Below are 12,166 nucleotides of genomic sequence, written 5' to 3' on the forward strand. Positions count from 1 at the left end.
AGCGTGACCACGTCGAAGCGCATGGTGAGCAGTCGTGTCACCAGGCGCGCCGACTACGACACGACGAAGCCGGTCGACGGGCGGGTCAGGACGCCGGTCATCGGGAAGCGGGTGGAGCCGTTCCACCAGTGCCACACCACGCGCTCGCTGCCGTCGGCGGCGGCGAAGACGTCCATCCCGCCGGGGCCCTGGTGGTTGCCGGGCAGGCCGCTGATCGGGTTGAGTCCGGCGCTGCCGGTGTAGCCGAAGAAAGGCCGCGACACGCCTTCGCGGATGGGAGTGCATCGGGAGCCGGGCAGGGGACTGGCGCCACAGCGGGCGATGCCCGTGGCGTAGCGGGCGCTGTCCCAGTTGTTGCCCGAGTACATGAGGTACCAGTCGCCGTCGGCGGCCTTCCACATCGACGGGTTCTCCACCACGTGCGTACCGCCGCTGGTCTTGGCGGTGTCCCAGGTGATGTCGGTGCTCTTGAGCATGTCCCGGCGGGTGTCCCAGATCGCGCGGCCCTCGCCGTCGGTGCGGACGGTGGAGATGCCGGTCTCGGCTCCGGAGGCGATGGCGTCGTCCCGGTAGGTGACGTACAGGTTCCCGCCGGCCACGAAGGGGTTGGCGTCGAGTGCCCACCGGCCGGCGTCCGGGCAGGCCCACTCGCCCTGGTTCTGGAACGGGCCGCGGGCGCTGTCGGAGATCGCTCGTCCGATGCACTTCTGGCCCGTGCCCTTGCGGGAGGCGGTGTAGAACATGAAGAACCGGCTGCCGAAGCGGGCGACGCCCGGTGCCCAGATCGCGCCGCCGGGCTCGGCCCAGGCGCCCGGGCCGGACGGCAGGGCGTCGTGCGACGCGCAGTCGGCCATGCCGACGCTGTTGCCGGAGCCGTGGACGAGGACCGGTACGTACAGCCTGCCGGTCGCGCCGCAGCGCGCGCCGGTCCCGGCGCCGACCGTGGTGCCGTAGGTGACGTACGAGCCGTCCTTCGCCAGGAGGGTGTCCGGGTCGGCCAGCGGGAAGGTGGACGAGCTCGCCAGCGTGGACATGTCGTCGGCGGGCGCGGCGGCGGCCGGCACGATCGCCGCCGTGGTGGCTGCCAGGGCGGTCGCGGCGAGGGTGACGAGCCCTCCGCGCATTCGAAGGAATCTCACCGGTGCCCCCCATCGATGATGGTAATTTTCATCGAACGCTATCGACGGCCGACGATCCCGTCAACGTGGGCCGAGAGCGGGAAGCGGGGCCGCCCGGAGACCCGCCGGGTTACGCTCCGTCGAGGGGACGTGTCACCCGCCGGGCCCTCAGGCCGGTGCCAGGACCCGTCGGTACCCTGGCAGGTCCTGGCCTGTCCGCGACGACATGAGGTATTCGTGAACGATCTTCGAGTGGTGGCGTTCGATCTCGACGACACCCTGGCGATTTCCAAGTCCCAGATCGATCGTCGGATGGCGGAGTTGCTCGGCCACCTGCTCACCGAGGTGGACGTGCTGGTCATCTCCGGTGGCCGGTTCGAGCAGTTCCAGTCGCAGGTGCTCGCCCACCTCGACCTCACCGAGGAGCAGCGCGACCGGCTGCACCTGATGCCGACCTGCGGCACCCGCTACTACCGCTGGTCCGACGGGGACTGGCGGCAGGTCTACGCGGAGGACCTGACCGAGGCCGACAAGGCCCGTGTGGTCACTGCGCTCACCGAGTCGGCGCAGGCGCTCGGCCTGTGGGAGGCGAAGACCTGGGGCGACATCATCGAGGACCGGGGCAGTCAGATCACCTTCTCCGCACTGGGGCAGTCCGCGCCGCCGGCTGAGAAGTACGGCTGGGACCCGGACGGCGACAAGAAGCGGCGTCTGCGGGACGCGGTCGCGGCGAAGCTGCCCGACCTGGAGGTGCGCGGCGGCGGCTCGACGTCGATCGACGTCACCCGCAAGGGCGTCGACAAGGCGTACGGCATGCGGAAGCTGCTGGAGCACCTGGACCTGAAGATCGACAACGTGCTCTTCGTGGGTGACCGCCTGGACGTGGGTGGCAACGACTACCCGGTCAAGGCGATGGGCATCCGCTGCGTCGCGGTCACCCGTTGGGAGGAGACCGCCGACTACGTCGAGAAGCTGGTCGACGACCTGGTGAAGCGGCGCGCCGAGCGCGCCTGAACACAGCCCGCAGCAGAGCCCGCCGGTTCCGGAACCGGCGGGCTCTGGCGGTATCGACGGTGATGAGGTAGGAACAGCCGAGAGAGCGCTCTCCCGTCCCATCACCGAACAGGCAGGCAGATGCGATCACCCGACCCCTCCCGCCGCCGTTTCCTCACACTCACCGCGTCCGCGGCCTCGCTCACCGCCCTCGGCCTCCCGGCCGGCGCAGCGGCCGCGTCTCCGGCCGCGTCGCCGCCCGCGCGCCCCGCCCGCGAGCCCGACTTCGGCCCGAACGTCTTCGTGTGCGACCCGAGCACGCCGGTGGAGGAGATCCAGTCCACGCTGGACCGGCTGTTCACCGCCCAGGAACGCAACGAGATGGGCTTCGACAGGTACGCCGTGCTGTTCAAGCCCGGCCGCTACGAGGTGGACGCCCGGCTCGGCTACTACACGACAGTCGCCGGTCTCGGCACCCACCCGGACGACGTGGAGATCCACGGCGCGGTCCGGGTGGTCGGGCAGCCCGACCCGAACTCGCCCGCCGGCATCTCCGCGCTCACCAACTTCTGGCGCTCGGCGGAGAACCTCGCTGTCACCCCGACCGACTGGTCGAACCAGTGGGCCGTCTCCCAGGCGTCACCGATGCGGCGGGTGCACGTCAAGGGCGTGCTGTGGCTGGAGCCCGGCAACGGCGGCTACTCCAGCGGCGGCTACATCGCCGACTCCAAGGTGGACGGCATCACCATCAACGGTTCCCAGCAGCAGTGGCTCACCCGGGACAGCGAACTCGGCGGCGAGTGGACGAACGGCGTGTGGAACCAGGTCTTCTCCGGCGTGATCGGCGCGCCCGCGCAGGGCTTCCCCGACCCGCCGTACACCACGCTGCCGACCAGCCCGGTCACCCGGGAGAAGCCGTACCTGTTCGTCGACGTCCGTGGGGCCTGGCGGGTCGCCGTACCGCGCCTGCGCCGCGACACCGCCGGCACCACCTGGGCCACCGGTGGCGCGCCGGTGCCGTCGCTGCCGCTGTCCGCGTTCTTCCTGGCCCGGCCCACCGACTCGGCCAAGCGCATCAACGCCGAACTGGCCCGAGGCAAGCACCTGCTGCTCACCCCCGGCGTCTACCACCTGGATCGGGCCCTGCGGGTACGCCGCCCGGACACCGTGGTGCTCGGCCTCGGCATGCCGAGCCTGGTGCCGGACCGCGGGGACGCGGCGCTGCGGATCGATGACGTGGACGGGGTCCGCATCGCCGGGGTGCTCGTGGACGCCGGGCCGGTCGAGTCGCCGGTGCTGGTCGAGGTCGGTACGCGGCACTGCCACCGGTCGCACGCCACGAACCCGATCTCGCTCCAGGACGTCTTCTTCCGCATCGGCGGTCCGTACGCCGGGCGGGCGGTGACCAGCCTGGTGGTGCACAGCCGGCACACGCTGATCGACAACATCTGGGCCTGGCGCGGCGACCACGGCCGGGCCGGCACGATCGGCTGGACCGTCAACACCGCCGCCACCGGCGTGATCGTCAACGGCGACGACGTGACCGCGTACGGGCTCTTCGTCGAGCACTACCAGCGTTGGCAGACGATCTGGAACGGCGAGCGCGGCCGGACCGTGTTCTACCAGAGCGAGCTGCCCTACGACCCGCCGAGCCAGGCGGCCTGGCGCAGCCCGACCGGCAACGGCTGGGCCTCGTACAAGGTGGCCGACCACGTCCGCACGCACGAGGCGTGGGGACTGGGCGTGTACTCGTACTTCAACCAGGGCGTGGACATCCGCTGCGACAGGGGGATCGAGGCGCCGCGCCGGGCCGGGGTGCGGTTCCACGACGCGATCACCGTGTTCCTGGACGGCAGCGGCGGCATCGAGCGCACGATCAACGACGTCGGCACCCCGGTCGTCGGCTCGTACGGCACCAGCACGGTGATCAGCTACCCCTGACCGGGCGAGGGGCGGCCCGGCCGGTGCGGGACCGGCCGGGCCGCGCCCGCTCACGCCGCGAGCTGGTCGACGCGGGTGAGCACCTGGTCGACGAGGCCGTACTCGCGGGCCTGCTCGGCGGTGAACCAGCGGTCGCGGTCCCAGTCGCGCTGGATCTCCTCCAGCGTGCGCCCGCTGTGCCGGGCGATCAGCTCCTGCATGGTGCGCTTCACGTGCAGCATGTTCTCGGCCTGGATGGTGATGTCCGCGGCGGTGCCGCCCATCCCGCCGGAGGGCTGGTGCATCATGATCCGCGAGTGCGGCAGCGCGAACCGCTTGCCCGCCGCACCGGCGCAGAGCAGGAACTGCCCCATCGACCCGGCCATCCCGAGCGCCAGCGTTGCCACGTCGTTCTTGACGTACCGCATGGTGTCGTAGACGGCCATGCCGGCGCTGACCGAGCCGCCCGGCGAGTTGATGTAGAGGAAGATGTCGCGCTCCGCGTCCTCGGCCGCGAGGAGCAGGATCTGCGCGCAGATCTGGTTGGCCGACGCGTCGGTGACCTCGGTGCCGAGGAAGATGATCCGCTCCTTCAGCAGCCGTTCGAAGACCCGGTCGCCGAACGCCGGCTGCCCCTCGTCGAGCATCCAGATGCCACTCATCGCCGCCCACCTCCGTGCCGCCGGTGGGCGGGGGACCGCCCGGGAACCCGGCGGTCTCCAGCGTCCGCCGGGCGCACCCGTGCGGCCCAGGCTTTCTGCCGGGGGCAGATTCGCCCTGGGCAGAAGCTACGCAGCGACCGGCCGCCGCCGGCCGGCGCGGGCCCGCCGCCGGGCCAGCGTGACGGAGGTACGCGGACGGGGGCGGACGGCCGGGGCGGAGGGAGCCGGCCAGATCCGGATGCCGCCGGCGAACCCGATCGGCGTGGCGGCGGCGAGGGGTGCACCGAGCGGCGCCGGCACCAGGCCGAAGGGCCGCAGCGCGCCGCCCAGCAGCGGCGTGGCGGTGACCGGGCGGCGGGCGACGTGCGGCCGGAGCGAGACGGCGGGCCGCCGGGTCACGTGCTGCCGGGGCGACACGGCCGGACGGCGGCTGACGGACAGCCGGGGCGGGCCGACCCGCAGCTGCGGCCCGGTGCGGGCGGTCGGCACCCGGTCGAAGCGGGCCGCCGAGATCCCGGGGCCGACCGGGGCCGGACGCTCCCGGCGCAGCTCGTCGCGGGCCTCTTCGAGCAGGTCGGCGAGGTGGATGCCGAGCGCGCGGCAGATCGCGGCGAGCACCTCGGAGGAGGCCTCCTTGCGGCCACGTTCGACCTCGGAGAGATAGGGCAGGGAGACGCCGGCGGCCTGGGCCACCTCGCGCAGCGTGCGGCCCTGGCGCAGGCGGATGCGCCGGAGCACCCCGCCGATCACCCGTCGCAGCAACGACATGCCGGCCTCCTCGCGGTCGGGCGTCCCGGACGTCCCCATCATGCCCCGTCCACACGCCTGGCACCTGCCCGGTCGGCCCCGTGGTACCGACCGGGCAGGTGCGGATCAACGCCAGACGACCGCTCGGAGCTGCCAGCTCGGCGAGGTGAAGGACACGTGACCGACGATCAGGCCGCTGTCGTTGACATTGATCGCGACGCTGCTCCCCGCCCCGTCCGGCAGGGGCAGCAGCTGGGACGCCGCGGTGGGTGAGGGCCAGATCATCGCGCGGCCGTCGGTGCCGTCGGTGCCGATCACCAGACCCGAGTCGTTCACGGCCTGCGCCGTCGGGGAGGCCGAAGCGGTGGCCAGCCGGTGCATCGTCGTACCGTCCCAGAAGAAGGCGGCGAACCGGCCGTCCGCGGTCCAGCTCGTGCCGACCACCTGACCGAGGTCGTTGATGCCGGTCGCGTCGCTCGTGGGCCCGCCCAGCGTGCCCAGCGATCGCAGGACGCCGTCGCGCCAGACGAATGCCTGGTTGACGAACGGTGGATCGGTCCAGTCCTTGTAGCCGTAGGTGCCCGCGACGGTGCCGGCCTCGTTCACCGCGAGCGCGCTCGCACCAGGCGGGGCGTCGATGGTGATCTCGGTGTTCCCGGTCCGGACGAACGCCCGCCGCCCGGAGAAGCTGTCGGTGACGTGGTAGACGCCGACCACCCGGTCGCCCGCGGTGTCGTACGCGATGGAGAAGATGCCCCCGGTCAGGCCGAGATCCTGGATCTTCCCGTCCACCCAGGCCACGGCGTGGCTGCTGCCGTCGGCCGCTTGGGCGGTGCCGACGATGCGTCCCCGCTCGTCGATCGCCTGGGCCTGGCTGTTCGGCCCGCCGAGCGTCCCCAGGTCCTCGATCCGCCCGTCCACCCAGCGCACCGCGTGCCAGTAGCCGCCGGCCACCTCCGCCGCTCCGACCACCACCCCGGCCGTGTCGACGTCGTACGCGATGCTGCCCCGGCCGTCCAGCGACGGCAGCACCACGGCGGTCCGCTTCGCCGTCGGCATCGGCGCCGGCGTGGTGGCGGTCGGCGTACCGGTGGGCGAGACGGTCGGCGTCGGGGAGGTGGTCGGTCTCGGTGTGGCGGTCGGCGTCGGTGTGGCGGTGGGTCGTGGGGAGAAGGTCGGCGACGGGACGACGGTGGGCTTCGGCCGGGTGGGCCGGGCCGTCCCGGGTGGGCCGTCCCCGGGCCGGTCCGCCACTGCGGGCGGCGCTCCGGCGACCACCATCCCGACTGCCACCGCAAGCGCGGTCAATGCCATGCGTGTACGCATCCCGACGTCCCCTCGCCACGATCGGTGAGTCATCAGTCTCACCCGCAGGCGCGTCGATGGATGTGACGAAATCCTTACCGCTGGTGGCCAGGAGGGCGGGCGCCCGGCCCAGCCAGCCGGCTCGCGGCGTAACCGCTATCTTGAGGGCGTGCAGGTGGCGGAGCAGGACCGACGGTGATCCATTTTCCCGCGCAACGGCGGGGGCCGCTGAGCGCGCTGAGTCTGCGCCTGCTCGCCGCCCTCGGCCTGGTCTTCGCCACCGTGGCGGTGGTCTGGCTCGACCGCGACGGCTACCGCGACGTGGACGAGAGCGGCCTGACCCTGCTCGACTGCTTCTACTACGTGGTGGTCTCGCTCTCCACCACCGGGTACGGCGACATCACGCCGGTCAGTTCGTCGGCGCGGCTGGCGAACGTCCTGTTCATCACCCCCGCCCGGGTGCTGTTCCTGATCATCCTGGTCGGCACCACCCTGGAAGTCCTGACCGAGCAGTACCGCACCGGCCGTCGCCTGTCGCGGTGGAGGAGAACCGTGAAGGACCACGTCATCATCTGCGGCTACGGCACCAAGGGTCGAAGCGCGGTCTCCGCCCTGCTGGAGAACGGCACAGACAAGTCCAAGATCGTGGTGGTCGAGCGGAGCGGGCCGGCGCTGCGGCAGGCCACCTCCAACGGGCTGGTGACGATCGAGGGTTCGGCGACCCGCTCGTCGGTGCTGGAACAGGCGCACGTGCGTACCGCGAAGTCGGTCATCATCGCGACGGACAGCGACGACGCGTCGGTACTGGTGGCGCTCACGGTCCGGCAGCTCACCGCCGGTCAGGTACGCATCATCGCGGCGGTCCGGGAGGCGGAGAACGCGCCGCTGCTCAAGCAGAGCGGCGCGCACCACGTGATCGTCTCGTCGGCCACGGCCGGGCGGCTGCTCGGCCTGTCCACCTCGGCCCCGCCCCTGATCGACGTGGTGGAGGACCTGCTCACTCCGGGTCAGGGCATGGCGCTGGCGATGCGGTCGGCCGAGCGCGACGAGGTGGGCCGCTCCCCGCGTGAGCTGGAGTCGCTGGTCATCGCGCTGGTCCGCCGGGGCAAGGTGGTCACGCTGAACGACCGCGCCGGCGCGGTGATCGAGACCGGCGACATGCTGGTCCACGTCCGGGACGACCGGCCGCAGGCCACCACCGCGATCTGACCCTCGCCCCGCTGAGCGCCCGCGGTCAGCAGGCGCCCGGGCCACCCTCCGCGATCACTTCACCGCAGGTCGACGACCGGCCCTGGGTGGCCCGTCGCAGCAGGTCGTAGAGCAGGTCCCGTTCGCCCGGTGCCAGCGCGCCGAGGACCTCCTCCTCCGCTCCGGCGAGCGCGCACTCGGCCTCGCGCAGCCGCTTCGTGCCCGCCTCGGTGAGGCGTACCTCGTGCCGGCGACGGTCCTCCGGGGAGCGGCGGCGCTCGGCCAGGCCGTCCGCCTCCAGGTCGTTGAGCAGCCCGACCACGTTCGTGCTGTCGATCTGGAGCGTGCCGGCAAGCGCCTGCTGGCTGATTCCGCCGGCGTCGCGCAGCACGGTGAGCGCCACCAGGTGGCGGGGGCGCAGACCCAGCGGGGCCAGCACCGACTCCGAGCGCAGCCGCATCCGCCGGGCCAGATGGTCGAGCAGGGGCCCGGAGCGGCGCTCGGACTCCTCGACCGGTGCGGCGGACATGTGACCCAGTTTACGCGGCCCGGGGAACATCGACCTGCTATAAATAGTTGGTCCTACACGAACGATCGTCGGAGGAGGAATCACCAATGGCACACCTACTGCACATCGACTCCAGCATCACCGGGGAGCGGTCGATCAGCCGGCGGCTCACCGCCCGCGCCGCCGCCGCGTGGCGCGCCGCCCACCCGGACGGCACGGTCACCTACCGCGACCTGGGTCGAAACCCGCTGCCGCACCTCGACACGGCGAGCGGCCTCGCGCGTATGGTGCCGCCGGATCAGCACACGCCCGAGCAGCGGGCGTCCTGGCGGCTGACCGAGGAGGTGGTGGCCGAGGTGAAGCAGGCCGACACCGTCCTGCTCGGGCTCCCGCTCTACAACTACGGCGCGCCCAGCAGCGTGAAGTCCTGGGTCGACCACCTGATCGCCCCCGGCATCGCGTACGACCCGGTGACGAACGCCGGGCTGCTCGGCGACCGCCAGTTCGTCGTCCTGGTCAGCCGCGGTGGCGGGTACGGCCCGGGCACCCCACGGGAGGGCTGGGACCACGCCGAGCCGTGGCTGCCGCACGGCCTCTCCCTGACCGGGCTGGAGCCGCGGTTCATCTGCGCCGAGCTGACCCTGGCCCCGGTCAACCCGGCGATGGCCGAGCTGATCCCGCTGTTCGAGCAGAGCCTCGCCGCAGCCGAGCGGGCCGTCGACGAGCTGTGGGTGCCCGCCTCGGCGGCCGCCTGACCGGGCCGACACACACGCGAAGGGCGGGCCGTTCCGCGGGGGAACGGCCCGCCCTTCGCGTGTGACGGGTCAGCGGCGGATCAGAGGATCGTCCAGGTGTCGCCGCTGCCGAGCAACGCGGCGAGCTGCTCCTCCGGGGTCTTGTCGACGGTGGCCTTGGCGGCCGCGACCTGCTCCTGCACCACGCTGTCGTAGGAAGGGCGGCCGACCGACCGGAACACCCCGATCGGGGTGTTGCTCAGGTCCAGGCCGGGCAGGCGGGACAGTGCGAACGCGTACGCCGGGTCGGCCACGCCCGCGTCGTGCACGACGATCTGGTCGGCAGGCGTGTTCGCGGTCTCCCGGACCTCCAGCCCGAAGCCACCGGGCGGGTGGACGACGCAGAACTGCCCGTCCTTGCCGAACGTGATCGGCTGGCCGTGCTCCAGCCGGATCAGGAAGTCGTCCCGGGTGGCCGGCTCCTTCAGCGGGTCGAACGCGCCGTCGTTGAAGATGTTGCAGTTCTGGTAGATCTCCACGAACGCCGAACCCTCGTGCTGGGCGGCGGCCCGCAGCACCGACTGGAGGTGCTTGCGGTCCGAGTCGATCGTCCGGGCCACGAACGTGGCCTCGGCGCCGAGCGCCAGCGACAGCGGGTTGAACGGGGCGTCCGCCGAGCCCACCGGCGTCGACTTGGTGATCTTGCCGACCTCGGACGTGGGCGAGTACTGGCCCTTGGTGAGCCCGTAGATCCGGTTGTTGAACAGCAGGATCTTGAGGTTCACGTTGCGGCGCAGCGCGTGGATCAGGTGGTTGCCGCCGATGGAGAGCGCGTCGCCGTCACCGGTGACCACCCAGACCGACAGGTCCGGCCGGGACACCGACAGGCCGGTGGCGATCGCCGGGGCGCGGCCGTGGATCGAGTGCATGCCGTACGTGTTCATGTAGTACGGGAAACGCGACGAGCAGCCGATGCCCGAGACGAAGACGATGTTCTCCCGGGGGATGTTCAGCTCCGGCATGAAGCCCTGTACGGCCGCCAGGATGGCGTAGTCGCCGCAACCGGGGCACCAGCGCACCTCCTGGTCGGACTTGAAGTCCTTGGCGGTGAGCTTGAGGGCGACGGGCTCAGACATTCTTCAGGACCTCTTCCAGCATCGTCTCCAGCTCGGCGGCGGTGAACGGCAGGCCGCGGACCTGGTTGTAGCCGATCGCGTCGACCAGGTACTTCGCCCGGATCACGTGGGCGAGCTGGCCGAGGTTCATCTCCGGCACGACCACCTTGTCGTAGCGGCTCAGCACCTCGCCGAGGTTGGCCGGCATCGGGGCCAGATGCCGCAGGTGGGCCTGGGCCACCGAGAGCCCGCGCTGACGCAGGCCACGGCAGGCCGCGCCGATCGGCCCGTACGTCGAGCCCCAGCCCAGCACCAGCACGCGGGCGTCGCCGTCCGGATCCTCCACCTCGACGTCCGGCACCGGGATCGTCTCGATCCGGGCCGCCCGGGTCCGCACCATGAAGTCGTGGTTGGCCGGGTCGTACGAGATGTCGCCGGTCTTGTCGGCCTTCTCCAGACCGCCGATCCGGTGCTCCAGGCCGGCCGTGCCGGGCACCGCCCACGGGCGGGCCAGCGTCTGCGGATCCCGCAGGTAAGGAAGGAACGTGGTGCCGTCCTCGCCGTTGGGCTCGGTGGCGAACTCGACCCGCAGGTCGGGCAGCGACTCGACGTCGGGCAGCAGCCACGGCTCGGAGCCGTTGGCGACGTAGTTGTCCGACAGCAGGATCACCGGGGTGCGATAGGTCAGCGCGATCCGGGCCGCCTCCAGCGCCGCGTGGAAGCAGTCCGACGGCGACTTCGGCGCGATCACGGCGACGGGCGCCTCGCCGTGCCGGCCGTACAGGGCCATGTTCAGGTCGGCCTGCTCGGTCTTGGTGGGCATGCCGGTGGAGGGACCGGCCCGCTGCACGTCGACGATGACCAGCGGCAGCTCCAGCGCCACCGCCAGGGAGATCGTCTCGCTCTTGAGCGCCACGCCCGGGCCGCTGGTGGTGGTGATGCCGAGAGCGCCGCCGTACGAGGCGCCGAGCGCCGCACCGACGGCGGCGATCTCGTCCTCGGCCTGCATGGTGACCACGCCGAACTTCTTGTGCTTGCTCAGCTCGTGCAGGATGTCCGAGGCCGGCGTGATCGGGTACGCGCCGAGGAACACCGGCAGCCCGGAACGCACGCCTGCCGCTACCAGGCCCAGCGACAGCGCCGCGTTGCCGGTGATGTTCCGGTAGGTGCCCGGCAGCATCTTGGCCGGCTTGACCTCGTACCGGACGGAGAAGTCCTCGGTGGTCTCGCCGAAGTTCCAGCCGGCCCGGAACGCAGCCACGTTCGCCGCCACCAGCTCGGGGCGGGCCGCGAACTTGCGCTCCAGGAAGCGCAGCGTGGACTCGTACGGGCGGGAGTACATCCAGCTCAGCAGCCCGAGCGCGAACATGTTCTTGGCCCGCTCGGCGTCCTTCTTGGACACGTCGAGTTCGGCCAGCGCGCCGATCGTCATCGAGGTGAGCGCCACCGGGTGCACCGCGTACCCGGCGAGCGAGTCGTCGTCGAGCGGGCTGGCCGCGTAGCCCACCTTGGCCAGGTTGCGCCGGGTGAACTCGTCGGTGTTGACGATGATGTCCGCCCCGCGCGGCAGGTCGGCCAGGTTGGCCTTCAGCGCGGCCGGGTTCATCGCCACCAGGACGTTCGGCGCGTCACCCGGGGTCAGGATGTCGTAGTCGGCGAAGTGCACCTGGAAGCTCGACACGCCGGGCAGGGTCCCGGCGGGAGCGCGGATCTCGGCGGGGAAGTTGGGCAACGTGGAGATGTCGTTGCCCAGTTGCGCCGTCTCCGAGGTGAACCGGTCGCCGGTGAGCTGCATGCCGTCGCCGGAGTCACCGGCGAACCGGATGACCACCCGGTCCAGCTGACGGATCTGCTTGGTCACACCCGCACCTCGCTT

General features: G+C 71.7%; 11 protein-coding genes. 4 read left to right on the forward strand and 7 right to left on the reverse strand.

The window, feature by feature from the left end:
• Window positions 1–53 precede the first annotated feature (53 nt).
• Window positions 54–1,124 carry a family 43 glycosylhydrolase gene (locus tag O7611_RS01330; RefSeq protein ID WP_194798755.1) on the reverse strand — a complete coding sequence of 357 codons (1,071 nt, stop codon included), beginning with the start codon at window positions 1,122–1,124 and terminating at the stop codon, window positions 54–56.
• A 231-nt stretch (window positions 1,125–1,355) separates the two neighbouring features.
• On the opposite strand from O7611_RS01330, the gene O7611_RS01335 reads away from it, so the two are divergent.
• A complete protein-coding gene (locus O7611_RS01335) occupies window positions 1,356–2,132 on the forward strand; it encodes an HAD-IIB family hydrolase (RefSeq protein ID WP_194798754.1) in 777 nt (258 codons plus the stop codon).
• Between the two features lie 120 nt (window positions 2,133–2,252).
• The gene (locus tag O7611_RS01340; RefSeq protein WP_269696070.1) at window positions 2,253–4,052 is read left to right on the forward strand and encodes an adenylyl cyclase; all 1,800 of its coding nucleotides are present in this window, start codon (window positions 2,253–2,255) and stop codon (window positions 4,050–4,052) included.
• Between the two features lie 50 nt (window positions 4,053–4,102).
• Here O7611_RS01340 and O7611_RS01345 read toward each other — a convergent pair whose 3' ends face one another.
• The 3 genes from O7611_RS01345 to O7611_RS01355 form a co-directional block, all read right to left on the reverse strand.
• The gene (locus tag O7611_RS01345) at window positions 4,103–4,693 is read right to left on the reverse strand and encodes an ATP-dependent Clp protease proteolytic subunit (RefSeq protein WP_194798752.1); all 591 of its coding nucleotides are present in this window, start codon (window positions 4,691–4,693) and stop codon (window positions 4,103–4,105) included.
• Between the two features lie 126 nt (window positions 4,694–4,819).
• Window positions 4,820–5,461: a helix-turn-helix domain-containing protein gene (locus O7611_RS01350; protein ID WP_194798751.1), complete on the reverse strand. Its 642-nt coding sequence runs from the start codon at window positions 5,459–5,461 to the stop codon at window positions 4,820–4,822.
• 105 nt (window positions 5,462–5,566) lie between these two features.
• Complete coding sequence (locus O7611_RS01355; protein ID WP_269696071.1) at window positions 5,567–6,766, reverse strand: hypothetical protein; 1,200 nt, start codon at window positions 6,764–6,766, stop codon at window positions 5,567–5,569.
• Between the two features lie 174 nt (window positions 6,767–6,940).
• On the opposite strand from O7611_RS01355, the gene O7611_RS01360 reads away from it, so the two are divergent.
• Window positions 6,941–7,954, forward strand: coding sequence for a potassium channel family protein (locus tag O7611_RS01360; protein ID WP_194798749.1), 1,014 nt, complete (start codon window positions 6,941–6,943; stop codon window positions 7,952–7,954).
• A 25-nt stretch (window positions 7,955–7,979) separates the two neighbouring features.
• Here the strand turns inward: O7611_RS01360 and O7611_RS01365 are convergent, their stop codons facing one another.
• Window positions 7,980–8,462, reverse strand: coding sequence for a MarR family winged helix-turn-helix transcriptional regulator (locus O7611_RS01365; protein ID WP_174361689.1), 483 nt, complete (start codon window positions 8,460–8,462; stop codon window positions 7,980–7,982).
• A gap of 86 nt (window positions 8,463–8,548) precedes the next feature.
• On the opposite strand from O7611_RS01365, the gene O7611_RS01370 reads away from it, so the two are divergent.
• Window positions 8,549–9,196 carry an FMN-dependent NADH-azoreductase gene (locus O7611_RS01370; protein ID WP_194798748.1) on the forward strand — a complete coding sequence of 216 codons (648 nt, stop codon included), beginning with the start codon at window positions 8,549–8,551 and terminating at the stop codon, window positions 9,194–9,196.
• Between the two features lie 80 nt (window positions 9,197–9,276).
• On the opposite strand, the gene O7611_RS01375 is transcribed toward O7611_RS01370, so the two are convergent.
• Complete coding sequence (locus tag O7611_RS01375) at window positions 9,277–10,311, reverse strand: 2-oxoacid:ferredoxin oxidoreductase subunit beta (RefSeq protein ID WP_194798747.1); 1,035 nt, start codon at window positions 10,309–10,311, stop codon at window positions 9,277–9,279.
• Entirely contained in the window at window positions 10,304–12,151 is a 1,848-nt protein-coding gene (locus tag O7611_RS01380) for a 2-oxoacid:acceptor oxidoreductase subunit alpha (RefSeq protein WP_194798746.1), read from the reverse strand. The genes O7611_RS01375 and O7611_RS01380 overlap by 8 nt, the downstream gene beginning before the upstream one ends.
• Window positions 12,152–12,166: the final 15 nt, after the last annotated feature.

The sequence above is a fragment of the Micromonospora sp. WMMC273 genome (assembly GCF_027460285.1).
GTDB lineage: Bacteria > Actinomycetota > Actinomycetes > Mycobacteriales > Micromonosporaceae > Micromonospora > Micromonospora aurantiaca.